The organism is Peribacillus sp. FSL R5-0717, assembly GCF_038002945.1.
GTDB classification, from domain to species: domain Bacteria; phylum Bacillota; class Bacilli; order Bacillales; family DSM-1321; genus Peribacillus; species Peribacillus frigoritolerans.
On sequence record NZ_JBBOOF010000001.1, the window covers coordinates 1,536,865 to 1,561,552 of the forward strand.

20 protein-coding genes are annotated in these 24,688 nt (G+C 43.8%); 3 read left to right on the forward strand and 17 right to left on the reverse strand.

Features of this window, described 5'->3' with window-relative positions:
• Positions 1–145: 145 nt before the first annotated feature.
• The 7 genes from NYE65_RS07495 to NYE65_RS07525 form a co-directional block, all read right to left on the reverse strand.
• A complete protein-coding gene (locus NYE65_RS07495) occupies positions 146–1,864 on the reverse strand; it encodes an adenine deaminase (RefSeq protein WP_340860281.1) in 1,719 nt (572 codons plus the stop codon).
• Between the two features lie 15 nt (positions 1,865–1,879).
• A complete protein-coding gene (locus tag NYE65_RS07500; protein ID WP_264895580.1) occupies positions 1,880–2,944 on the reverse strand; it encodes an ABC transporter ATP-binding protein in 1,065 nt (354 codons plus the stop codon).
• A 15-nt stretch (positions 2,945–2,959) separates the two neighbouring features.
• Positions 2,960–3,748: an ABC transporter permease gene (locus tag NYE65_RS07505; RefSeq protein WP_328175899.1), complete on the reverse strand. Its 789-nt coding sequence runs from the start codon at positions 3,746–3,748 to the stop codon at positions 2,960–2,962.
• A 6-nt stretch (positions 3,749–3,754) separates the two neighbouring features.
• A complete protein-coding gene (locus tag NYE65_RS07510; protein WP_340860284.1) occupies positions 3,755–4,579 on the reverse strand; it encodes an ABC transporter permease in 825 nt (274 codons plus the stop codon).
• A gap of 24 nt (positions 4,580–4,603) precedes the next feature.
• Positions 4,604–5,533, reverse strand: coding sequence for a nucleoside hydrolase (locus NYE65_RS07515; RefSeq protein ID WP_340860285.1), 930 nt, complete (start codon positions 5,531–5,533; stop codon positions 4,604–4,606).
• A 22-nt stretch (positions 5,534–5,555) separates the two neighbouring features.
• The gene (locus NYE65_RS07520) at positions 5,556–6,593 is read right to left on the reverse strand and encodes an ABC transporter substrate-binding protein (protein ID WP_340860287.1); all 1,038 of its coding nucleotides are present in this window, start codon (positions 6,591–6,593) and stop codon (positions 5,556–5,558) included.
• A gap of 192 nt (positions 6,594–6,785) precedes the next feature.
• Positions 6,786–7,136, reverse strand: a complete 351-nt coding sequence (locus tag NYE65_RS07525) for a DUF2294 domain-containing protein (RefSeq protein WP_098937524.1) — start codon at positions 7,134–7,136, stop codon at positions 6,786–6,788.
• A gap of 360 nt (positions 7,137–7,496) precedes the next feature.
• On the opposite strand from NYE65_RS07525, the gene NYE65_RS07530 reads away from it, so the two are divergent.
• The 3 genes from NYE65_RS07530 to NYE65_RS07540 all read left to right on the forward strand — a co-directional run bounded on the left by NYE65_RS07530 (position 7,497) and on the right by NYE65_RS07540 (position 10,751).
• Positions 7,497–9,032, forward strand: coding sequence for a maltose/glucose-specific PTS transporter subunit IIC (locus tag NYE65_RS07530; RefSeq protein WP_057278334.1), 1,536 nt, complete (start codon positions 7,497–7,499; stop codon positions 9,030–9,032).
• Positions 9,033–9,063: 31 nt separating this feature from the next.
• Positions 9,064–9,756 carry an N-acetylmannosamine-6-phosphate 2-epimerase gene (locus tag NYE65_RS07535; protein ID WP_063575183.1) on the forward strand — a complete coding sequence of 231 codons (693 nt, stop codon included), beginning with the start codon at positions 9,064–9,066 and terminating at the stop codon, positions 9,754–9,756.
• 152 nt (positions 9,757–9,908) lie between these two features.
• Positions 9,909–10,751, forward strand: a complete 843-nt coding sequence (locus NYE65_RS07540; RefSeq protein WP_057278473.1) for a MurR/RpiR family transcriptional regulator — start codon at positions 9,909–9,911, stop codon at positions 10,749–10,751.
• A 121-nt stretch (positions 10,752–10,872) separates the two neighbouring features.
• Here the strand turns inward: NYE65_RS07540 and NYE65_RS07545 are convergent, their stop codons facing one another.
• From NYE65_RS07545 to NYE65_RS07590, 10 genes are all read right to left on the reverse strand, one after another.
• Positions 10,873–11,322 carry a YfmQ family protein gene (locus tag NYE65_RS07545; protein ID WP_328175903.1) on the reverse strand — a complete coding sequence of 150 codons (450 nt, stop codon included), beginning with the start codon at positions 11,320–11,322 and terminating at the stop codon, positions 10,873–10,875.
• 209 nt (positions 11,323–11,531) lie between these two features.
• Positions 11,532–11,726 carry a hypothetical protein gene (locus NYE65_RS07550; RefSeq protein ID WP_328175904.1) on the reverse strand — a complete coding sequence of 65 codons (195 nt, stop codon included), beginning with the start codon at positions 11,724–11,726 and terminating at the stop codon, positions 11,532–11,534.
• An 803-nt stretch (positions 11,727–12,529) separates the two neighbouring features.
• Positions 12,530–13,878, reverse strand: a protein-coding gene (locus NYE65_RS07555) for an IS3 family transposase (protein WP_340859554.1) whose coding sequence is annotated in 2 segments (ribosomal slippage) — positions 12,530–13,419 and positions 13,419–13,878 — 1,350 coding nt in all. Because the reading frame shifts where the segments join, the coding sequence is not laid out codon by codon here.
• An 81-nt stretch (positions 13,879–13,959) separates the two neighbouring features.
• Positions 13,960–15,390 (reverse strand): MocR-like pyridoxine biosynthesis transcription factor PdxR, encoded by a 1,431-nt coding sequence (pdxR, locus tag NYE65_RS07560; protein ID WP_340860290.1) that lies wholly within the window; start codon positions 15,388–15,390, stop codon positions 13,960–13,962.
• A 168-nt stretch (positions 15,391–15,558) separates the two neighbouring features.
• The gene (locus tag NYE65_RS07565; RefSeq protein WP_340860291.1) at positions 15,559–17,127 is read right to left on the reverse strand and encodes a SagB family peptide dehydrogenase; all 1,569 of its coding nucleotides are present in this window, start codon (positions 17,125–17,127) and stop codon (positions 15,559–15,561) included.
• Between the two features lie 23 nt (positions 17,128–17,150).
• Positions 17,151–19,094: a TOMM precursor leader peptide-binding protein gene (locus NYE65_RS07570; RefSeq protein WP_328175907.1), complete on the reverse strand. Its 1,944-nt coding sequence runs from the start codon at positions 19,092–19,094 to the stop codon at positions 17,151–17,153.
• Positions 19,091–21,034 (reverse strand): putative thiazole-containing bacteriocin maturation protein, encoded by a 1,944-nt coding sequence (locus tag NYE65_RS07575; RefSeq protein WP_340860293.1) that lies wholly within the window; start codon positions 21,032–21,034, stop codon positions 19,091–19,093. The genes NYE65_RS07570 and NYE65_RS07575 overlap by 4 nt, the downstream gene beginning before the upstream one ends.
• A 143-nt stretch (positions 21,035–21,177) precedes the next feature.
• Positions 21,178–21,441 carry a heterocycloanthracin/sonorensin family bacteriocin gene (locus tag NYE65_RS07580; protein WP_082854532.1) on the reverse strand — a complete coding sequence of 88 codons (264 nt, stop codon included), beginning with the start codon at positions 21,439–21,441 and terminating at the stop codon, positions 21,178–21,180.
• 278 nt (positions 21,442–21,719) lie between these two features.
• Entirely contained in the window at positions 21,720–23,015 is a 1,296-nt protein-coding gene (locus NYE65_RS07585; protein ID WP_095679052.1) for a uracil/xanthine transporter, read from the reverse strand.
• Positions 23,016–23,439: 424 nt separating this feature from the next.
• Positions 23,440–24,687, reverse strand: a complete 1,248-nt coding sequence (locus NYE65_RS07590) for an amidohydrolase (protein ID WP_340860296.1) — start codon at positions 24,685–24,687, stop codon at positions 23,440–23,442.
• Between the last annotated feature and the right edge of the window lies 1 nt (position 24,688).

Genomic DNA, 24,688 nt, shown 5'->3' on the forward strand with positions numbered 1-24,688 from the left:
AGCGTGACCTACCACTCTATCCTCAGTTGTTCCTCTATTTTATCATATTTTTACCTTAATGGTAATTATATGAAAATAAACAAATCCAGCTAACATTTGGCGCATTAAGAAAGGGGATTATCCATTGGATAATCCCCTTTTCGGTTTAAGCTTCATCACTCATCATGAGAGGGACTGTTTTCCCTTCGTTCACGTTTATCAATCCATGGTCGGTTATTTTCAGAGCCGGGCTGACAGGAAGCGATAAGGTGCTTAATGACATGATGACATTATAATGTTCGTAGCCTAACGACTTAAGTGCATCTGTCAGGTGCTGAACTTGCTTTGATACGATGTCCATCGGCTCTTCTGAAAGAATCCCTCCAACCGGAAGTGGAATCATCGATAGGACCTTGCCATCGTGTACGCAGCAGACACCGCCTTGCTTCCTTATCACTTCGTTAGCGGCAATCATCATATCCTGCTTATTATGGCCTATCACCAGAAGATTATGGTTATCATGCGAATAGGTTGTGGCGACAGCTCCACGCTTTAATACATCGCCGGTGATCAACCCGTGCGCCCGATTACCGTTTTTCCCGTATCGTTCGAATGTGGCGATTAAACCATAAGGGCTTTCTTCCCAGCTTAATTGACCATCCTTCCCTTCGATACGATCATGAGTTTCAGATGTGAAAGTAGAACCGTTCTGCACGTTTATGATCCGGCACTTGCTGCTTTCAAGACTCTCCGGGATCGTGATGTTAAAATCGTTTTCGGTAAGTTCCGCAAGCTTCACACTTTGATAGAAATGCTCAGGAAATTGTTCTTCCTTCATTTCTTGGACATATGGCCGTGCAGATTCATAAACTAGCTCACCTTTTTTGTAAACTTGTTCAATTTCAAATGTTTCCAAGTCCGATAGCAGCAGGAAGTCTGCTGTTTTCCCAGGTGCAATGGCACCGCGGTCATACATCCGCATCCTCTGTGCAGGTGTATAGGTGCATGCATAAATGGCTTTTTCCGGAGTCATCCCCATTTGAACGGCTTTCTTTAAAAGGACGTTCAGATGTCCCCTGTTTTGGAAAGAGTCGGTCATGACATCATCGGTGACAAAGCAGAAATGTTCATCCACCTGATTTTCCTTCAAGTAATCTATCACTTCTTCAGTCATTGATTTCTCTTGAATCTCAATGAACATCCCGGCAGCGATCCTCGCATCCATCCCTTCCACGGTCTGGTGTGTATGATCTGAATTCACTCCGGCATTAATAATCTTTTGCAAGTCCAAGTCGAGCAGCTTTGGAACGTGCCCCTCTATGATCAAATCTGGATAACGGGAACGGATATGGGACAAGATCTTATTCGTTTTGCAATCCGGGTCGGTTATGACCTCATGGTAATTCATGATCTCGCCGAGACATATAATGTCCTCGGTTTGCATCAATTCGTCAATATCATCTATTTCGATCGAACCGCCTGTTGTTTCCATCGATGTGGCTGGAACGGAACTCGGGATGGCATAAAACATATCCGCTACGCAATCTTGACTTGCTTTGATCATTTCCTTCACACCGGAAATGCCGAAAACATTGGCCATTTCATGCGGTTCCGGCACGATTGTGGTCACGCCATTTTTGATTAGCCCGTAGGAAAAAGTCGCAGGCGTCACCATCGTACTTTCAATGTGGAGATGGATATCGATCAGACCTGGAACCATATACTTCCCCTGTCCATCGACAACTCGATCCGGCTCGAAGGCATCCAATTCACGTTCTCCAATATAATAGAACTTTCCATCCTTGATGGCTGCATTCCCTTTAATGAATCTTTTAAAATAGCTGTTAAACACGTTGATATCCCTTATAAGCATATCCATTCGCATAACTTCCCCCCTAAGCTAGTCAACAAGCACCATCTGGTTTCTCGGAATTTCAAGGATGATTTCCTGACCCGTCCGGTAGGGTTCCGCCATTTCCTTGTTCACAGTGAAATCCCCTATTGGGGTTTCAACGACATATTGATAGCTTCTTCCAAGATACGTACTTACCTTGACCCGGCCAGGTAAACTATTTTCCTGAACAGCTCCCGTGTTATCTTTTTCCCTGATCAACAGATCGTCCGGCCTGATGGCGCCTATTTTTCCCGTTGAATTGCTCATCTGCGGATCCTTGTGCAGCACAAATGAGTATCCAGATTTGTTCAGTTCGATTTTACCGTCATGATCTGTCCGCTTATCGAAGTCAATGAAGTTCTTGAAGCCGATGAAGTCCGCGACAAATTTGGTTTCAGGATATTTGTAAATGGTCGCAGGGTCACTAAGCTGTTCGATGATCCCTTTATTCATGATCGCCACCTGGTCGGATATCGAAAAACATTCTTCCTGGTCATGGGAAACATATACCGTTGTAATCCCCAGCTCTTGTTGGATACGGCGAATCTCGACTCTCATATTCACCCTTAAGTTGGCATCAAGATTACTCAATGGCTCGTCAAATAAGAGGATGTCCGGCTCAATCACCAGCGCCCTGGCAATCGCGACCCGCTGCTTTTGCCCTCCGGAAAGCTCTTGGGGATATCGTTTTTCAAAACCTTTCAAATTAACGATCTCGAGTACATTCATTACTTTTTTTTCGATTTCACTTTTAGCATTCTTTCTCAGACGGAGACCGAATGCAATATTATCGAATATAGACAAATGCGGAAATAATGCATAGTTTTGGAACACAAAGCCAAAATTCCGCTTGTTGACGGGCACTTTCGTATAGTCCTTTTCCTTGAATAAAAACTTCCCTTCATTCGCCTGTAAAAACCCGGCAATTAAACGCAGGGTCGTCGTTTTCCCACAGCCGCTCGGGCCAAGAAGGGATACCAGTTTCCCTTTTTCAATCTCAAGATTGAAATCCTTTAATATATTCTGTTTGTTATAGGCTACAGATATATCTTGTAAAGTGAATAAAGCCACCCATCATTACCTCCTTTATCGTTTTGTGAAATAAGACAATCCCATGATCCGTTCCACTATAAACATGAAGAAAGCGGTTATGAACATGAGCAATACGGAAATGGCCGAAATGGTGGGATCGAAGTAGTTCTCCACATACGTCAGCATCTGAATCGGAAACGTACTTACCCCAGGGCCTGTCATATAAACTGAAATGTCTACATTATTGAAGGATTCCAAGAAGGCGATCATGACTGCCGCCAGAATTCCTGATTTTATATTCGGGAGGACGACTGTAAAGAATGTGCCCAATTTACTCGCTCCGAGACTCTCGGCCGCTTCTTCAATGGAAAAGTCAAAGTTTGATAAGCTTGAAGAAATCACACGGATGATAAAAGGCAGCATGATAACAGTATGTCCCACAAACAGGGCCCCATATATCGGAAGCTGATAAGTCCCCACGATGTAACGTAAAAACGCAAAGCCCAGCACAATTCCCGGTATCAATATCGGAGAAACGAAAAAGGCATTTATCACGCTTTTCCCTTTGAAATCAAACCGGCTTAATGCATAGGCTGCCGGCACTCCCAGTAACAGTGCCAAAAGATTGCCACCTAGTGAAACAAGGATGGACGTTTTAAAAGCGACCAAAAACATGTCCACATTAAAAATATTTTCGTACCATCTGAAAGAAAACTCTTCTGGCGGGAACTTCAAAATATTTCCGCCTTCAAATGACGTAACGGATATGATAAGCAAAGGCCCTAGTAAAAAAAGGAACACCAGGAATGTAAACAGGGCCAATCCTCGATTTTTTTCCTGCATACACCTCTACCCCTTTGGATTTAATTTTTTTGCCAAACCATTCATGATCGATATGATAAGGACTGTCACGGCAATCATTATCGTAGCGACAATCGATGCCACTTGCCATTCGTTCAATGTAATCGCGTTTTGATAAAGAAAGGTCGAAATGACCCGCTGTTTCCCGCCTAATAAAGCAGGCGTAGTATAAGCCGTGAAGCTTCCTACGAAAACAAGGATGCTGCCAATGACCAAACCTGGAACCGAAAGCGGAATGATCACTTTTGAGAATACGGCCAATCTTGATGCTCCAAGGCTCTCCGCCGCTTTTAATAAGTCCGTCTCGATGTTCTCCATCACACCCACCAGCGTCACGATGATCAATGGCAGGAATAAATGGACCAATCCGATGATGATGGCAGTGGGTGTGTACAATATATCAAGCGGCTTTTCAATCAAGCCCATGCCCATCAGCAATTTATTCACGACACCGTTTTTACCGATGATCACCATCCAGCTGAATGAGCGGACAACAGGGCTTGTTAATAGCGGGAAGATCGTCAGCAAAAGCATGATGGCTTTTTTTCGTTGTTTCAGTTTTGAAATATAATAAGCTGCTGGAAATCCCAATAGTATGCAAATGATTGTCGTGAACAGACTCACCCTAAGTGTCGTCAGCAGAATTTCAATAAAGTATCGGTCTTGGAAAAAGTCGAGATATCCTTGTATGGAAAAACCGCTGCCTTCATGAAAAAAGGTCGTGCCAATCGTCATTAGGATCGGAATGATCATGAAAATCGTTAAAAATAGAACGCCTGGTAACAACAACAGGTATAGATAGCGTTTCTTCACCTCGGAACCCCCTGTTCGTATTATTTATGAATTGATTATGCGAATGAACAGGTCGAAAAACGCTTCCGCATCGACGTCCAGACAAACTTGCGCATTCGGCTGCTTCATCAGCCTATTTTGAAAGTCGCAAACCATCTGTCCGTCACAAAGCTCGCTTTTTGTTTCAACATCCACATAATATTCTTCTCTGGTGACAAGATCTTCTTGCAATGCGATGGCTACAGCTAATGGATCATGCATCGCACATGCCCATATGCCGTTACGTTCAAAATACCTTTTCCGATAATCTGATGTACTTTGCCTTATATAGTCAGCAAGTTCATGGTTTTGAATCAATTGAATATGCTCTTCACCCAATAGAACCTTTCTCGTGACATCAAGACCAACTTGTGTGATGGATGCGAAACCCGCCTGTAATACGATTTTAGCTGCTTCTGGATCGACATACGTGTTATATTCAGAGGTTGGCGTGACATTGCCAACCCCTTGAACAACTCCGCCCATGAAAATGACTTCTTTAACGAGCTTGGTGATTTGCGGACATTTTTTCACCGCCAATGCCAAATTCGTAAGAGGTCCCGTCATGACAAGCGTCACTTCACCAGGAAAATTCAAAATGGAATTGATGATGAAATCAGAAGCAAATCCATCATCAGGCTGCTTTTTGACCGGCACATCCTTCAAGGCTCCGCCAATCCCGTCTTCGCCATGGATCCGGTGTTCAAAAAAGGGACTCCTGATAATTGGGCTATCTGCCCCCTTTATGACTGAAATGTCCTGTTCATTCAATAAATCCAATATTTTGCATGTATTCAATGTGGCCGTATCAAGTGATACATTCCCGTTGACTGTTGTTACCGCCAATATGTCGAATTGACGGCTTTTAACAGCAAGAATGATCCCGATCGCATCATCTATTCCAGTATCCACATCAAGAATCATTTTTTTCTTCATCAAGCACACCTCATTTCTTTCCTTAGTGTGTAAGCTCACGATTCCAACGATCGATCCATTGTTTCGAGTTTTCATTAACAAATTTCATATCCAATACACGCAGGCTGTTAATGACTTCATCTCCATAGGTTAAGCCTTTCGCTTCCGTTTTAGAGAGCTTGACTTCCGTATTGACAGGAGAATCCACTTTCGCTTTTGCTGATTTTTCCTGAACTTCCTTGCTTAAGATGTAATTCATGAATTCGCCGGCCAATTCTTTTTGATCGCTGGCTTTAACAATGTTCACCGTATTCATCACTGCGTAGCCGCCTTCTTCTGGGGAAATGAACTTAGCATTAGGAACGGCTTCCTGTAAATCGCCAAAATACATTTCCATGATCGGGCCTGCAGCGATTTCCCCTTGCGAGAACATGTTGACGAACTCTGATGTTTGCCCATATTCCTTCACCGCATTCGGCATGATCTTTTTCATTTGATCGAAGGCTTTATCCTCATTGAACTCTTCACTTCCGCTAACTTTTGAAGCGGCATCCAAAAACATCGGTCCAGTTGTCGAAGTGATGGATGGGATCGTGATCTTCCCTGCCATATCCTTGCTCCAAAGATCCTTCCAAGAGGTGATTGGTTTACTCAATTCATCGGGATTATAGGCAATCCCAAATTGTGCAATGGTATAGGCTGGTCCATACTCAGCACCATTCGGCGCTTTTGCTTTGTCGTAGATATGATCAATATTCGGAATTTTGCTATGGTCAACTTTCTCAAATAACCCTTCATCGATTCCCTGCTGTGCATAGTAGTCGGATAAATAGATAACATCCACATCGCTATTCGCTTGGCGCACTTTGTTCAATCGATCTGCATTATTTCCTGAATCAACGACAATCTCGACATTATGCTTCTTTTCAAATGGCTCATAAACTTCAGGACGGAAGAAATCATCGGCGAATCCCCAAGTGGAAACGACCAATTTGGCTGGTTTTTCCTTTCCATCGTCCTTTGAAGAGCATGCAGCTAAAACTAATGTGAACAGTGATAACATCATCAATATTTTTTTCATCATCCAAACCTCCAAGTTCATATTGTTTAAAATTTCCTTTTTACTGATTTACATGTAAAAAAAGACAATCTTAAATAGAATTGAAATTCTACCCAAGATTGTCTTTTCTTTGTAAACAAAGATAAAACTTATCATTTGGTTCTCTAGTGGCGTCCCCTCCAGATAAATCCGAAGGGAAATCCACTTATATGATTAAATAATTTTTTCCTTCAATACTATATTGGTGAATGCCAGCTGCGTCGCTGAGTCATAATCCCTCAGGACAGCTTCGATATCCCAACTCGTTTGCGTTTCCAGCTTTTGTTTCAGTTTCTTTTTATAAAGCAGGGACATATGGAAGTCAACCTCCTGCTTCAGGCTGGGAACTTCCCCTTCTAAAGCTTCAGAGCGCGGGGCACGTCGATGTTTGGCCTGAAATGTAATCACATTCTGCTCAACAGTAACCTTCAGCAGCGTCGTACCAAAGCCGAACAATTCCTTCGATACCTCATTATACATATGAGAAAGCAATTTCTTCGTTTCGTTAGCGTTTATCGGTAAGATGACTATCACCTGCCAAACTATCGTTTGAGGTAATTATATATACTTTTTTTTGATTGCACAAGATAATATTCGGATTTTGGATAAAAAAAAAGTTTTTTCTTATTAAATAGTACATTTACTCACCAATACACGAATTATAAAAATAGGCAATAAAGATTTCAATATATTCATATAACTTTTTATCCAATCCAGCACCTTCTATTATTGAAAACTTTTTCAGTGAAATAGGCACAAGATTGAAAACAGTTGATATAACCTTGCATCGCATTGAAAACGCTCTCAAAGGGATTTAATATAGCTAGTATATAGCGATAAAAAATAAAGAGTATCAAAGGCTCGTTAAATGAGGGAGGAATATTTATGAAGAAAGCTTTCGAGAAAGCGCAACAATTCGGTAAATCTTTTATGCTCCCGATTGCCGTTTTGCCAGCGGCCGGTTTATTGCTGGGAATTGGCGGTGCTCTTTCCAATCCAAATACAGTTGAGGCTTATCCATTTTTAGACTTTGCTTGGCTGCAGGCCATTTTCACGATCATGAGTTCTGCAGGAAGCATCGTATTCGGCAACTTGCCGGTTATTTTTGCCGTAGGTGTTGCAGTAGGATTGGCACGTTCGGATAAAGGGACCGCTGCATTGGCAGCCATGATCGGCTATTTCGTCATGAACAGTTCAATAAATGCACTGCTTCAAATAACCGGGGAACTTGCCAAAGAGAATTTGGCAGGTGCCGGACAAGGAATGGCGGTCGGGATCCAGACACTGGAGACCGGTGTGTTTGGCGGTATCGTAGTAGGGATCGTTGCCGCACTTTTGCACAATAAATATAATAAAATTCAGCTTCCGCAAGTGTTAGGATTTTTCGGGGGTTCACGTTTCATTCCCATCATCGTTTCCTTCGCATCCATCTTGGTTGGAGCCGTGCTTTTTATCGTATGGCCTTATTTCCAACTTTTCATAAACCAATTAGGTGCGCTGGTAACGAGCACAGGTACGATCGGGACTTTCTTTTACGGATTCATATTACGGATGCTCGGGCCGTTAGGGCTGCACCATATTTTCTACCTTCCCTTCTGGCAGACAGCTTTAGGCGGAACGATGGAGATTAAAGGGCAGCTTGTCAGCGGGACCCAGAACATCTTCTTTGCACAATTGGCCGACCCAACTACCGTCAAGTATTATGAGGGTGTTTCCCGGTTCATGTCGGGGCGGTTCATCACGATGATGTTCGGTCTGCCTGGCGCGGCATTGGCCATATACCATTGCGCTAAACCTAAAAATAAGAAAGTCGTGGCCGGTTTGCTGCTTTCAGCTGCCTTGACCTCTTTCTTAACAGGCATCACCGAACCGCTTGAATTCAGTTTCTTATTTGTCGCACCGATCCTTTATGTTTTTCATGCCTTGTTTGACGGACTTGCCTTCATGATGGCAGATATATTCAATATCACGATCGGTCAAACCTTTTCTGGAGGATTTATTGATTTCACTTTATTCGGGATACTACAGGGCATCAGTAAAACAAACTGGATTTATGTACTTTTCGTCGGAATTCCATGGTTTTTCCTATACTACTTTACTTTTAAATTCTTGATCAGGAAGAAGAATTTGAAAGTGGTTGGCCGTGAAGATGATGAACAGGCCGCTGTTACACAAGTAACGGCATCAGAGAGAACCCAGACCATCGTTAACGGATTGGGCGGACAGGAAAATATCGAGATCGTCGATTGCTGTGCAACCCGTCTCCGTGTCACGGTAAAGGATGAAACATTGGTGAAAGAAGACGTCATAAAACAAACCGGTTCAAAAGGTGTCGTAAAAAAAGGAAACGGCATTCAAATAGTTTACGGTCCCCAAGTGACGATCATCAAAAATGAAGTGGAAGAATTCTTGGGACATTGAGAATATAGACAACGATAAGGACGTGTTAAACATGCAACAGGTGCTGGATAAAATTCACAAGGGCTTAATCGTATCATGTCAAGCATTGGAGAATGAGCCGCTGCACAGTTCATTTATTATGGGACGCATGGCCATTGCTGCCAAAGAAGGCGGTGCGAAGTGCATTCGCGCAAACTCTGTAGCTGACATAATGGAAATCAAGAAAAATGTGGACCTTCCAGTCATAGGGATCATTAAACAGGTGTATGGACAAAACGATGTCTATATCACTCCCACCATGGCCGAAATCGATGCATTGATGGAAACCAAAGCGGAAATCATTGCGACGGATGCTACAGCCCGGGTAAGGCCGGACGGTAAAACATTAAAGCAGTTTTATGGTGAAATAAGAGCAAAATATCCGGATGTCCTGCTAATGGCGGATGTATCCACCATTGAGGAAGCCAAATACGCTGACGATTTAGGATTCGATATTGTGGCGCCCACTTTATACGGCTATACGAACGAAACTCTCGGCGAGAAAATATATCAGGATGACTATGCTGTACTCAAACAAATAGTAAAAGCAGTGAACAAAGCGAAAGTGATCGCGGAAGGAAATGTCATCACACCAGAAATCGCCCGCTCTGTATTGGATATGAACGTCCATGCAGTAGTGGTGGGCGGTGCCATTACCAGGCCGCAGCAAATCACCAAAAGATTCGTGGACGCTATCCAAGAATAGAAAATGACACATAGTAATGAAAAGACCCAGACTGGCAACAACAGTTTGGGTCTTTTCTTTTTCATTCCTGTTTCCGTTCCTCCGGTTATTGACGTCCCTGCTGGATACATTAAACTATAAATACAGATAAGAAATCCGAAATGGGTGATCAAATGGAATACCTAGCAGAAAACCTCATATATGGCATAGAATGCAGCATGGACAAGTTCACCAAAACAGAGGAAGAATTGGCCCATTATATTCTGCAGCGCCCTGAAGAAGTAAGTCAGTTAACGATCAGTCAAATAGCTAAAAAGCTTCATATTTCACCTGCAACCATTACGCGTTTCTGCCAGAAATTAGCCTTTTCTGGGTTTAATGAGTTCAGGCATGAGTTAAAAAGGTTCGTGGATCTCCGAAATACGCCGAAAAACATGAAGAACATCAAGCAGGTGGATTATTTCGCTAAACTGTATCAAGATCACTTGGGTATCATTGATAATACCTTTCATATAACGACATATGACAATATCCAAAAAGCTGTCTCTTTCCTTACAAAGGCAAATAAGATTCATGTATATGGAATAGGGAGTTCCGGTATAGCGGCCCAGGAGTTCAAGTCCAAGTTCTTTCGTATCGGCTTAACTGTCGAAGCCATTACAGACCCCCATCAGTCCATGATGGATGCAGCTTTAAGTAATGAGAATAGTGTTGTCATCGGCATTTCCATTTCCGGAACGACGAAAGAAGTGATTTCTGCAGTTAAAATCGCAAAGAAGCAAGGCGCATGCATCTTGGTCTTTACTGGAGATAAGAATTCCGCACTCTCCCAGCTTGGCGACCTAACACTATTGGTCACAAGCAAAAACAGCATGCATATGGGACAAAACATCTCTCCATTGCTTCCGCTCCTTTTGCTTTTTGATTTATTATATACAGAGTTGGTAGCTAAAGATTATAAAAACCGGATAAGCATCAGGGAAAAGACTTTAAAGGTATTAACCGAGACCGACTGACTTTCGGCATCTGAAAGTTATCAGTTTGCTTGCTTAACTGAACCTTGTGCAATAGACCTTGTCGTTATTCTTCATAAAAAAACTGCATCTCCAATTGGGGTGCAGTTCACTTTTATTCCTTTTAAACTAAATTCCTTATTACTGGCATGGAACGTTCTTGGAGGCTCTCGGAAAGAAGACTATACGCCACTACTTTATTCTTGTACTGTTTGACAACATCCACATGGTCGTTGTAAATGTGCACATATAATCTAACATCGTTTTTTCCTCTTTTTACATCCATTATAATGGGAGTCCCGCTGTTCTCTGGATGTAAAAACAATTTCTCGTTCCCGGGAAATATATGATTTTTTTTCAAAAACTTAGCTTCGTTAAAATAATTAAGCACTTGAACTTTATCTTCACCTTCCAAACGCTTTCCATCAAAGGTCACGATTGCATCCGCGTCACTAATTTCAGAATGTATTTTAAATTTACTCATAATCCAATTCACGGCATCGGTTGGAAGACAGGTAACTAATAATTTAAGCAAACTTAAGATAATTGTCAAAATCAATACAGGCCATGTCATATTTGATCATCTCCGCTACTCTATTATTTAATGATTCATCTATATATTTTTCATCCATAATTATGTCGAAAGGATTGTTCACTCAGCTTACAAAGGTATTGTTTCCAGGTATCGATCAGATTCTTTCCGTTCATATTTCCGTCACATTTGTGAACAAATTCACATTTCCATTCATTTTGATAGGCTATTATATAATCATTCATGGTATCTTAGGCTGATTTTATTACGAAGTAGATGATGCCCACAGTTAATATTAGGGCGAGACCGATATAAATATAACTAAGGTTCAATAAATTCCCTCTCGTTGCTGCAGAATAATCACTATCACTTTTCCCCGTTAATGAAAGGGTGCCGACCAGGGCAACTAAACAAATGACGACCACTGCTATTATACTTACCGTCATGAATCAACGCCTCCCAATATTATTTTCTATTTCCTTGAACCATTTAAAATCCTTCCGCTTCTCATCGCATTTCGCAGTGTAACTACAAAAAGAGATCGCAAAATTACATGTAGATCGCTCTTTGTGTTTACTGAGTAAATATATTAGTAAAACCCTTCCCCTCTATAATAAAAGAACAACCATTTTTAGGACCATCCAATTCAGTAAAATTTCCACCATCCACTTGTTGAATTCTTTCGTTAATACCCATAGAAAAGCGCAAAGCGCCACTGAAGAAATCGCTAAGATACCGCGGATTGCAGGAACTTATGCCTAACTTGCATCCTCGAAAAAGACCTTCAACCCCTCGGGTATGGTTACAATTTTTAGATATTGATTTCCACTTCAGGCACTCGCTTTCCGCGGGCGGTCCGCCCTCTGCGCAAGCTCCTGCGGGGTCTCCCTTCGACGCGCTTTCCCCGCAGGAGTCTCGTACCTTCCGTTTCCAATCAACTTTGTTTTAAAATCATGGTTCGATATGGTCTCATTCTGAACCATGATTTTAAAGAAGACCAGGTTATCCTTCATGTTTTTTTACTTTTCATATGGATGGAACCCTCATTAAATTGAAGAAATTTGCGACACTCCTGCCGAATTACTGGCTAGCCGAGACCCCACAGACGCTTGCGTCGAGGAGGCTTGGCAGACAGTCGGCGGAAAGGGAGCGGATTTCTGAAATCAACGGAAATTTTTTAATAAAAAAAACTGCAGGCAAACTGATATTTCATCAAGTTGATCTGACCCAATAAAGTTAGACATATAATTTAAGCAGCTTCTAAGACCTGAGTTCGGTATTCTATCGGACTCAGGTCTTTTAATTTTACCTTCATTCGTTTGTGGTTATAGTAATGAATATAATCATCTAATTCCTTTTCAAAGTGCTCCATACTTTCAAACTCTTGGAGATAAAGCAATTCAGACTTTAACAAGCCAAAAAAGTTTTCAATGACTGCGTTATCTAAACAATTTCCCTTACGGGACATGCTTTGTATAATGCGGGAATCTTTTAAGGTTTTTTGATACTTCTTCATTTGATAATGCCACCCTTGATCCGAATGGAGGATGACCGTATCTTCTGGTTTTAGGTGTTTAATCGCCTCATCTAACATATCTCCAACAAGTTTATAAACAGGGCGTTTCATCACTTTGTAGGCAATAATTTCACCATTACATAAATCAAGGATAGGGGATAGGTAACGTTTCTCCCCAAATAAATGAAATTCCGTTACGTCTGTTACCCATTTTTGATTCATTTTCTCAGCTTGAAAATCACGTTGTAAAATATGGGGGGCAATTCGACCAACACGCCCCTTATACGAACGATACTTTTTCATACGGACTAAACATTTTACGCCCATTTCATTCATGAGGCGGTTGATGGTCTTTGGATTGTGAGAAAACCCATATTTTTTTAACTCTTTTGTGATACGACGATAACCGTAACGTCCTTTATGTTCATGATAGATAGACTGAATAGTGGCTTTTACCTTCGAATACTTATCTTCTCGATTCAAGCGTTTTTCCCAATAATAGTACGTGCTACGTGGAATATCAGCGACTTTAATTAAGGCCACAACCTCATAAATGGACTTTAGTTCATAAATTACTTGCGCTTTGATTTGGGTTGTAATTTTTCCTGCATTTGAACTAAAGTATTTAACTTTTTTAAATACGCATTCTCCATTTCCAGTTGTTTAATTCGTTCTTCAAGCTCTTTAACCGAACCTTCAATTTGTTTGGATGGATTGATATCTTTTTTCATGGATGGTCTCCCCTTTTTCTTAGAAATTAGGGCATCTAATCCATAGGCATTAACATTTATTCTCCATGTCCGAATTAGCGCTGGAGATGAAATATTAAACCTTGCGGCTGCGTCGTAAGAAGATATACCCGTTTCATTCATATAATTAAGTACATCCATTTTAAACTCCGTAGAATAACTTGTATAGGATTTCTTAAATCCATCGACTCCTTGAATTTGGTATAAACGAACCCATCCTTGAATCATTTGATACGAAACTTCAAATATTTTTTGAAGATCCATATAGCTGTGCTTTCCTTCAAGGTAAAGTCGTGTAATGAATATTTTCTGTTCGGCAGAAAAATTAGCCATAAAAAACACCCCGTAAATGTTAGTTTGGTGTCTAACATTTACGGGGCAGTTCAAGTTTGTCTACAGTCTGGAATCATATGATTATAAACTTTTTACCGCCTCTGCAAACCTTTTGATGCCTTCGTGAATGGAATCCTCATTTTCCCTTCCAAATGTAAAGCGTACGTATTCCTTATTTGTACCTAGCGTTGAACCCGGAACATATATGACTCCTCTTTTAATGGATTCCTCCAGTAACTTTATTTCGTTCAATGGCACTTTCAGCTTACACCACAAATGAATTCCGCCATTTGGCGAATGATAATCTACTTCCTTTTGCAGGAATTGTTGAAGACTCGAAACCATTGCATCCCTTCTTTTTTCCAGTTGCCCCCTTAAGCCGGAAAGATGGGCAGGAAAATAATATGAATCCAAAAAGTCATTCGCTATCCATTGAGTGAATGAGCCATGACCGAAGTCAACCTGCTGCTTAGCATCCGATAGTCTATTTATGACTGATTTCGGACCAATGATCCACCCAATTCTTAAACCGGAAGCAACAATTTTTGACAAAGAGCTTATGTATAAAACATTTCCGTTGTTGTCCATCGATTTAAGAGTGGATATTTCTTCCCCAGCAAAGGACGTTAAACTATAAGGATCGTCTTCTATGACCGGTATTCCATATTCGGATGAAAGCTCAAGAATCCTTTTACGGCGGTTGATATGAAGGACAGTTCCTGTAGGGTTTTGAAATATAGGGTTCAAAAAAATCATCCTGATCCGATGTTTTTTATGGAGTTCCAGTAAATCCTCTGGGTTGATGCCATCTTTATCAACCTGCAAAGGAAAGGTTCTTAGCCCCGCGGATTGAAAGATGGGAAGGTTGTAACTATATGATGGATCTTCCAATACAACGGCATCCCCTGGCTTTAACAAGCATTGGACCACCAGATGCAGGGCTTGCTGTGCACCAGAAGTAATGAGTATAGAAGATGGATCCGTGTCAATTCTCCTATACTGTTTAACATGATTGGCTATCGTTTCCCTTAGAACCGCATTGCCTTGAGGGTGATCATAACCTAAGCTACCAATGAAGGATCTATTGGAAATGATCTCACGTAAGGATTGGACTGGAAATAAGTCTTCTGAAAGCTCCCCGCTAGCTAAGTTAATAAGGTTATGCCCTTCCGTCTCTTTACGTATTTTTTGGGTTACTGGCATATTGGGTAAAAAAGAACCCGCTTCGATATATCTATTCCAGCTAGGGATACGTTTTCGGGTAATTCCCCAGATATCTTTGCTGATCATCGTTCCGCTTCCTTTTTTTCGTTCAACCAGCCCATTCGCTTCCAATTCATCATAAGCCGCAACAACTGTGCTTCTGTTAACTCCCAGTTCACTTGCCAGGAAGCGTTCAGACGGTAACGGCTTATCCAATAGGAACGTTCCATCAGCTATGCCACTCTCGATGTAAGCGGCTATTTGTTTATATAAAGGCTTCTTGGATTTTCTGTCCGTTTTCCATTCCATAAGCTACATCCTTTAAAATGTTTAGTTAAAAGCGTACTGCATTAATAACTTTATCTACTATTCATTCAGTATAATCTTCAGCAGCGATTATTGCACTCTGCCAAACTGCAATATAAAAATGAAAGCCTCCATTCCTTAAATGAAATGGAGACTTTCGTTTCATCTTCTTCAACTATGCAGACTCCCCTTCAGCCAAGGGCGATTCAGAAAGTGTCCGATAGGGATTTGAATCAGGCTCGTTTTCCTTTGCGGACCGTCTATCTTATAAAGCTCATCACACATATTCACATCAAAGCCGAGCAGCGGGTGCCCATTCATTCCAAGGGCTGACGATGCCAGCAGTAATTTCTGAACGAGCATCCCCGCCTCCATTTGCTGGATGCGGTATCCTCTATATCCAAGTTGCGTTTTGGAATGGTCCCGCTCACCAACTACATGTATACAGATCGGCACTTGCTGAAAGTTCATGATATCGAGGGACATTCCGTATTGCAATATGAGCCGATGATCTCCTGGTTGTATCTGCCGTAATGAATGTGTGGTGCTGTCATAATGGTAGGCACCATCTTGTATGTCTTCCACATTATATAAACAAGCATAGAGGGAAACGCGATTTCCGTTGTTCCCGTTTGTTCCATGCAAGTCATTTCGATAGGAGAACGAAGCGGTTGCCTCCTGCAGGAGAGCGGCCAGTTGCGATTGACTGACTTTCCCGAGTACAAAGTCCATTTCAGGTGAGAAGCGCTTCCGGCAAACTGATGCCAAGTCATAGGACAACCGTTTCACGATAGGAAGGGCTATAATTTTCCCTTCTGATTCCGTCCCATTCTTTGGATGGATCCGCCGGAATGATTGGGTGGATTCGATCATGGATGCTTCATTCATTTTAGTCAGCATCGGAAATTCCCTGATCCTTTGCGACCGAACATAGTGCTCAGGCTGAATTCCCTTCAATTCCAGCAATAATTCCGTCGAAGTGACAGGTCGGTCCATACTCCTTTCTTCCCTAAATCTCCAAGAAGGCTCTGATGATAAGGGGATCGCCGCATACGTGCTCTCTTCGTCCTCCGAAAGCCCGAGCAGATGATTGATGGCCCGATCAAGGAATTGGAAGCACACCCCGGCTGCGATTCCAAAGCGTTTCGCCACTTCGAGCAACTGTCCAAGAAGCACTCCTGCATCAAGACCTTGCAGACGGTATGAAAAGTTATTATATTTGTAGAAGTTTTTCCAAAACATCGTCGATACGAAAACCGTGCCAAAGCAAGCGGAGATATCAATGGTTCCACCAAGAGCCTTTGTTACATATGAATCGAAATTTCCTTCCCGCAGCAAAACCAGCCGGTGGTGTGCCGCATCATAATGGTATACGCCAGCAGGTAATCCCTCGATCTTCAAGTATACGTACAATTCGCTTGGATACAAAGCTCCCCCTGATGGCGGAAAACGCCGGAATGACTGCATGAGGTCCTCAGATTCCGAGGATCTCGGTACCTGACTGACTTGGGTCAGGCCATAGGCATACCAGAGGAAATGACCGATTCCTTCGAGGTCCTGCTTTGAAGGCCCGCTTCCCCCCTCGAGCGTCAGCGGCACCTCCAGTGATAGCGGAAAAACAGGCAAGTCACGGTAAAGCTTATACGTTAGCGGTGCATCATCCCAATCCACTTCCCAATCCGGCGGACTTGCCTTTTCGATATCAAAATGTAAATTGTGCAAAAATGCCTCTAGACTCATCCTCCAACCTCCTACGTCACCGCTTATGGAAAAGGATGCGGATGCGGATTGAGCTGTTCGAAATCAAGCGGCCGTTCAGCATATCCAAGTTCCATCGGAACCCTCAGTATTCTCTCAAGCCCCGTTATGCGGGTAAGATGATGGCCGAATGTCATCGGCAGCATCCCCGGGATCAGGACTTTCACGCAATGTAATCCATTCCGTGCAATCTCAGGTGTCGTCTGATCCACTACAATCACCTCGAGTTGCAATCGGCGAAACTGCTGAAGGATTTCCTGCAAATCTTCCGTCAAGTCCGGATGGTTCACCTTTTCCCCATATTCTTCAGCGAAGGTTCGCATCGGGCGGTCATCATCCAGCAGAAACTGCAGTCGCTCTTCGGCTTGCGGTAAACCGTACAGCATGCCATGATCATCCATTTTCCGTACCAGTGAGGAATTCTGCAGCATTTTCTCAACCTCATCCCGGTTCTCTTCCAATTTATCGTCAAGTGTCAGCATCATGCCGGCCAACTCAAAGACCGCGCTTTTCACAGCCCGGACCGGGTCGAGATGGGCCCCTGCCGCACAGATGATATTCAATCCTTTTTGTTTCCTGTTTTTCGCCAGCGCCCATACGCTCGGTATACCATGTTCCATTGTCGCATTAAACAAATGGATGTCATATCCCGCTGCCGCCCTCGCCCTGTCAATCATCAGCTCAAGTTCTTTGTCATTTGCAGAATAAGGGTCAAGGCGTGTGAGTGGCAGCTGCGCATACCAGGTCAGCAGGAACGAATCACGTTCGACCACTTCCATGATGCCGTAGAAAATGGCCTCCTCCAAACTTCCCCCTAAAGCACAGCCATTGGAAGTTTCATAGACAAATCCATGACCGCAGCCCAAGCTGTAATAGGAAAGCAATTCCGGGACCAAGATCGGTCTCTCTTGCAAGAATGAGTGGCCCCATACCCAATCTATCGAGCGGTCGGGATTAAATGGTTGAAACGGGAAATCATGCTGTGCATAGTTTTCCTTCGAGTGCACTCCGATCCTGGTGGGGTCGAGCGCAGAATCTTTCAGGTTGTTGTAGCTGTCATGTATGACTGTCCGTTTACCGCGGGGCTCCATTCCGCAATACCTTTCCAATCCCTCCAATATGGCCGTCATCTCACTGACCGCATATGATAGAGTCCGGCCAGCCGCCCCCTCATCACCTATGAACAAAGGCAAATTAACACTTACATCGGCAAATGGCGGTACAAGGTCTATCATTTTATTATTCAGGAATCCTGTGCGGTGGTCCAAGTAATCCTTGGCCAGCACTTCATTCAGCTCATCCATTGAACGGGTTCGGTAACTGTCGGGACTGATTTTCGGACTTGGCTGCAACGAAATTCTTGCACGCTCCTTCGAGTCATCAGGTAATGTTGAGCAAACCGGACACAATGGATCTGGTAAAAACGAGTGCCACGAACCATTCAGCGTCTTCAGGCTGATTAATGATACATGCCCTTCCGACCGGGCGCTTTCTCCTTTCATCACCTTCCTTACTTCTGCACAAATCAAGTGGGCCATCTGTAAAAGGCCTGTGCGGGATGCCGCCGGATCACGCTCCATCCCCCCCTTTTCCTCAAGCTGTTGGCGGATTCCCCACATTTCTTTTCGATCACGCCCGGCCATGAGATGCCTTTGGTCCGCACACTGTGTACAGCCAGGAACACCAGGGTGCACCAACGGCCCTACCACTCCCTCTCCAAATGATACGAACCCCCTCAGCCATGGAATGCCCGCTTGCCTTATCACCTCTTCGGCCTTTATATGGGCAGCGGGATTCCAAGCATCTTGCAGCAGAAGGACCATCGCCGTCGTTTGCGGGATTCCTGCCTCGAAATCGGTTTGGCGATTCACCTGATATTGGCCGGACAGGTCCCCATGAACATGGTCGGCCAACACTCCTTCCCCGACAACCAATACGTCAGTTTTCACCCTGATTCCTCCTCTCGCAAAAACACCCCGAACACACCTGCCATTTCTTCCTTCAAGAAAGGTTCCAGATCCATTTCGAAAACGTGAATTCGCTTACTGTTCTTCTTCAAAACTTGAATGGCGGACTGTACCAGTTCGGAATTCCCTTTCACCCCGCATGAAGGAATCACAAGATCCACCTTTTCTTCTTCAAGAACAGGTGATGCCACTAAACCTGGAGCTGTTAAGCAAACGGTCTGGTTTTGGACTTTCATGACGGCCTTTTGCAATGCGTTCCGTAATGCGATCGTTACATTCAAACCGACAGCGCCGGACCAGCCATCGCTCGTTCCTGCCCAAACTACCGGGAAGCCTGACACTCCCTCACCCAAGGCGATGATCGGATCTCCCTGCAGCCGGGTCAACGCTTGTAGATAATACCTGCAGCGCTCATCTTCCACTTGAGCCAATTGCACCGTCACAAGTTTCTCTTGGTTGAACCGCTTATTTAAAAACTCTGTATCCAAACTGCTTTGCAGTCCACGGCAGACACATTCAGCAAATGTTTCCCCTGCTCCGACACCGATCGATTCCTTTATTTCATCTGCTCCCTGAAGCGGAGGAAGAGTCGCAACGAGCTGGCTGAGTGTTCTGGATGCATATGCTTCAACTCCTGCAAGACCGGTTTCCCTCCTCGCTTCCTCATGCGTCAGATCTGAACGGATGATTTCAGGCAGGAGTCCGGCCGGACCGGACGATAGCGGATCCACGACCTGAACGCGGCATTGAGCCAGCGGCAGCTGTTTTAAATCCCCCTCATCCCAACGATGAAAGATACCGGATTCCGCGGATGTCAACCGGGTGAAATACATAAATACTTTCCCCGGTTCAACCGGGTCGGAATTCTGTTCAAGCCGCCGTTCAAAATCTTCAACCCATGCAGCAGTCCCTTTACCCGTCACGCCATGGTGGGGAATGAACGGATGCCATTTTCCCTCCAATGTATCCATATCCAACAGATAAAATTGATTGGCTTGTTCTGCTGTCGTAACGCCTGCAGCGTCTTTAAACCATTCGAATACCATTATATTGGCTAACATCGCTCCGGCTGTGGCGGAAAAAGATGATGATGCCTGATTCTTTTCCAGCTCAGCTTGATGTAAACGATGCCACGCTGACTCCCAGCACCCCTTGGAATCCGGATGGACGAGCGGTCCAGCCATGCCTACTTGATTGATGATCAACGCAGGAAACAGGATCTTTTCCCCTTGCTTGCAAACCGAATGAAGTTCTCTTAATTCCTCTATATCACCCTCCTGTGACACATATAAGATCGAGTCAAAAGGCCGCACGATCTCCCGCCATTCAATCTCTGTTCCCTTTTCAAGCATGACCTCCTCTATGGCAACCTCGTCGTCTGTCTTACGCGCATGTGCCACGATCTCGTTCAATCTTTTTCTATTGGTCGGTACTGTGTCCGTAATGAAGATATGGAAAGCAGGCAATCCGGATTCGATCAGGGAGGACACCAATGAAAGGAACAGCGGGCCAGAGCCTATTGCCAACGCCTTTTGCTTTCGATAAGTTTCAAAACGGTGAGCCCCCGAATCGCCGCAGCTTTCCAGGAATTCGATTTGCGAAGCATACCTTTCAAGAACTTGTTCCCTTAATTGATGGGGACTGTCCTGACTTACATCCCGAACAAACCCATTCCCGTACAAAACCTCGGCAATTTCCATCACCCGTTTCCGGTATGGGTCAGGCAATCCATCCGTCAACTCGCTTAATGTATGGTTCCCGTTGAACATCGGTAATAACTTTTCAATCCACTGAACGATCGAGGTGCCCTCCATACGGAACGAACTTATGTTATTCCTGAAATACACACCTCTGTTTGGTTCCGGAAGAAAAAACGTATCCCTTTTCACTTTCAAACGCATAGAAGGGGTCAAATTCACCATTCCGCTCCTCCTAACCCGAAGCATTCTAAGTTCTGCTTCATCACTTCACTATCATCCTATGTACGACAATTTGTCTCTTATGTCTAATGCAATAAAGAAAAGTCCCTGCACCGCAGGGACCTTTCTTTAGAAGACCTGAAACCTTAACCGCCGCAACGTCCGCAACGACCGGCGCACCCTCCGCAACGTCCGCATCCACCACAGCGTCCACAGCGTCCACAGCGACCGCCGCAACCAAAGCAACCGAAGCACAAGAAACAGCCAAAACAACCAAAGCAACCGCCCACACCAATGAATTGCCGAGACGAATCATCCAAATTGTACTGGTTTTGTTCCCAAGGAACTGGCTGAGTCACCTGGAAATCATCTACATTCAGGTTTTGCAATTGATTTTGAAATTCATACATTTTATATAACCTCCGTTTATTATTTATAAGGTAGAGCTTAGATTAGAAAGGGAAGCCAAAACGAAATGGTCAGGGAATTAACACCACGTCAAGTATTCCCTCCAACAAAATATGTAAAGGGAGTGGGTATTGCTACTGATTAAAAGGCCCATTTCACATTAAAAGACCAATGAAAAAACAGAAAACCGGAAGGGTAATACCCTTCCGGTTTTCATGATCGCCTCTTCAATTAGCATTGTCGTTTCCCTTTATGTATAGCCTTTTCAATCAAAGTCCCATTAGTTATGCAGTTGTTCATAACGAGTCCAGTTGACCGATTTTTCCAGCACGATTGATATCAATACTCCCATTATGAGCCCATTCGTCAAAAAGGGCTGTAATAGCGCGGGCAGGTTCGAAAATGCAGTAGGCAGGACATTCATCAAACTCACGCCAATCAATACTGGTACGGCAAGCCTGAATATCGTGTCTGAAGTGAAATTCTGACCCTTGACGCTGTTGAAAGCCGTACCGAACAGCTGAAGGTACGCAACGAACAATACTGCATTCCCGACTGTTATCGGCATCGTGGCCAGGAAAGAGATGAAAGGGGGAATGAGCCCGATTATGGTCAATAACATGCCTCCAAGCAAGAAGGGCTTCCGCTCATAGATTTGGGTACTCTGCAAAAATCCAATCGATGAAGTAAAAGGTGTATATGGAACAAGGCCAAGCAGCGGAGCGAAAATGGTAAATCCGCCAGTCATGAATAAAGAATTTCGATACTGCTTGTGTTCAGCTTCATCACCGATTAATTCCGATGCAGCCTGAATGGAAGCGAACGTGTTGCACAAATTCAGCAATCCTGCAAAAAAGGAAATCGCTATGATCCCGAATTGAAGGTTTGGAGCACCTAATGGGAAAAATGAAAAAGCGGCACCCGTCGATCCCATTTCTCCCCCGGCCTCCGGAAATAGCAGCTCGTAAAAAATCCATCCCACTATAATCCCGATCAATATGGAGAAATTGCTTATTGTCCTTGGTCCTTTTATTTTTAATATACTGACTAGAAGTACAATCCCCACTGATAGGAAACTGACCGGGATGTTGATTTCGCCATTCTCCGTAATCCCCAGCATCCCCTTAAAGAAGACAAAAATGAGCTGGAACGTCAAAAGGAATAAATAAACCGTCATGACCATGGGAGTGAAAATCTTCTGGACATGAGATATCAGGTTGAAGGCAGAAATAATGAGGGTCACGACACCCGCAGCAATGAGGCCAGTAGCTATGCCCCCTCCTATCTCAGCATAACCGAGCCCTATGGATGGTGCAGATAAACCTAAATTAAGCATCACTCCCCACAATAGACCGGAGTGACCTTCCATAAGCGGATACTTATGCCCCTTCCACCCCTGAAACACGCAAGCGATCCCCGTGAAAATGAGCGAGCTTCTCATGGTCATTTCCGTAACATTGGGAGGAAGATCAAAAGCTGCGCCAATCGATATGGGCACAACTACCGTATTTGCAAAAATAAAAAACAACCATTGAAAAGAAGAAAATAGAGTCACAGAAGATCTCCAACTTTTCATAGATTCCATCTCCTTTGAACATGATACTTTTCAAACTCATGGTGAATTTCACTTGTCCTTCCCTTGAAAATGGCGAAAGGACAGCACCATGTTAATAGACGCGGTCCCGAATGGTCCGCTGCTGCATTGCTGGACACATGATTTATGTCATATGACCTTTGCAGATGCATGAGAAATGATAACGTTCCCATTAATAGTAACAAAGACTGCGGCTCCCCGCTAATTTGTTTGCTTGGATAAAGGATGCAAGGCAGGCAAGCAGAGCGCTTTAAAATATAATAATGATAAAGACTGGGGGCTAATTCATATAGCCAAAAAAAATCACTTCCACAGCATATAACATATGTAAATAAAAGTACACGGAAGCCGCCAAAAACGAAAAAGGAAATCCGGAAATATCCAGAAATCCTTTTTTGGTTCAGTCCTACCGTTCAATGGACTGCTTTCGCTTATATAGTGAACCGGAAACCAAGTTCCCCTTGTAAATGACCGCTTTACGTTCCGAACGCCTGGCAACTGCCTCTGCAGAACAGCTTGCGTCAATTAACACCAGACTTCCGGCATCCCCAACTTTCGGCCATGCCTGGTTACCCTTATCATCCAATGGGGTTTTTCCGCCAGTTATATATCCGAGTGTCCGGGAAAGCGAGACTTCATCAATCCATTTGAAACGTTCTGCGAGCCTTCCTGCCCTCTCCAAGATGTCACCATTCCCAAGAGGTGACCATACATCAAAGATATTATCATTTCCTACTGATACTTCAACCCCTCTTTCATGTAATAAATCAACAGGGGGCATCTGCCTGTTGATCGGGATACTGGTGACGATGGAAATCCCCGCCTCCCTAAGAATGTCTGCCAGTTCATAGGCTTCCTCCCTGGATACGTCCCCGATGCCGAACGCATGGCTTAATGCAACCCTTCCTTCCCAGCCCGCTTGCTTGGTCAGAGCTGCCAAACGTTTCATGGTGAACGTGCCCAGATGGCCGGGATCATGTAAATGCAAGTCCACATCAGCATTAGCTTCCACTGCTAAATCCATCAATTGCACGAGCGATGCTTCAATATTGTTATCGACTGTGGCCGGATCCACCGCCCCGACGATTCCTGCTCCGTTTCGCAATGCCTCCCTGACAAGCTTGACAGAGCCGGACCGCAGCAAACCGTGCTGCGCAAATGCGACGATTTCTGAACTGAGTCGATTGGAATAGCCAGCAAGCGCCTGCTGTACTTGCTCTAAGTTTTGCAAGCCCGCTTCCGGATAGATATCAACATGAGTCCGAATATGTGTAGATCCGGAAGCTAACAGGATTTCCAGTAAGGATTCTGCACGTTTACATGTACTTGTTGCAATGGAAGGCAGAACCCTCTTCTCATTTTCAAAGCGTTCAATGACACTTGAAGAAGGAGTGCACGCTCTCCAAACATCCCCCATCAGCGTCTTATCAAGATGGACATGCTTTTCAATGAAGGATGGAAGCGCCAGCAATCCTTTTGCATCTTCCACTGGTAAATCATCACGTATGGCTTCCCCATCTTTGACAATCTTCGTGATCCTGCCATCCTCCATCAACAGATGAAATAACCCGGTGATCGTTCCTGTAACTCTTTCATTCTCTTTCCGATAACCACATTCCAAACGAACATTCTTTAACCAATAGATTCTATTCATG

Excerpts from the sequence above, each read along its gene's own strand:
- NYE65_RS07580 (WP_082854532.1), bottom strand. The coding sequence starts at position 21,441 with ATGTATGAATTTCAAAATCAATTGCAAAACCTGAATGTAGATGATTTC.
- NYE65_RS07590 (WP_340860296.1), bottom strand. The coding sequence starts at position 24,687 with ATGAATAGAATCTATTGGTTAAAGAATGTTCGTTTGGAATGTGGTTAT.
- NYE65_RS07565 (WP_340860291.1), bottom strand. The coding sequence starts at position 17,127 with ATGAGTCTAGAGGCATTTTTGCACAATTTACATTTTGATATCGAAAAG.
- NYE65_RS07540 (WP_057278473.1), top strand. The coding sequence starts at position 9,909 with ATGGAATACCTAGCAGAAAACCTCATATATGGCATAGAATGCAGCATG.
- NYE65_RS07530 (WP_057278334.1), top strand. The coding sequence starts at position 7,497 with ATGAAGAAAGCTTTCGAGAAAGCGCAACAATTCGGTAAATCTTTTATG.
- pdxR (WP_340860290.1), bottom strand. The coding sequence starts at position 15,390 with ATGGAATGGAAAACGGACAGAAAATCCAAGAAGCCTTTATATAAACAA.
- NYE65_RS07585 (WP_095679052.1), bottom strand. The coding sequence starts at position 23,015 with ATGAAAAGTTGGAGATCTTCTGTGACTCTATTTTCTTCTTTTCAATGG.
- NYE65_RS07520 (WP_340860287.1), bottom strand. The coding sequence starts at position 6,593 with ATGAAAAAAATATTGATGATGTTATCACTGTTCACATTAGTTTTAGCT.
- NYE65_RS07545 (WP_328175903.1), bottom strand. The coding sequence starts at position 11,322 with ATGACATGGCCTGTATTGATTTTGACAATTATCTTAAGTTTGCTTAAA.
- NYE65_RS07495 (WP_340860281.1), bottom strand. The coding sequence starts at position 1,864 with ATGCGAATGGATATGCTTATAAGGGATATCAACGTGTTTAACAGCTAT.
- NYE65_RS07505 (WP_328175899.1), bottom strand. The coding sequence starts at position 3,748 with ATGCAGGAAAAAAATCGAGGATTGGCCCTGTTTACATTCCTGGTGTTC.
- NYE65_RS07515 (WP_340860285.1), bottom strand. The coding sequence starts at position 5,533 with ATGAAGAAAAAAATGATTCTTGATGTGGATACTGGAATAGATGATGCG.
- NYE65_RS07550 (WP_328175904.1), bottom strand. The coding sequence starts at position 11,726 with ATGACGGTAAGTATAATAGCAGTGGTCGTCATTTGTTTAGTTGCCCTG.
- NYE65_RS07535 (WP_063575183.1), top strand. The coding sequence starts at position 9,064 with ATGCAACAGGTGCTGGATAAAATTCACAAGGGCTTAATCGTATCATGT.
- NYE65_RS07575 (WP_340860293.1), bottom strand. The coding sequence starts at position 21,034 with ATGGTGAATTTGACCCCTTCTATGCGTTTGAAAGTGAAAAGGGATACG.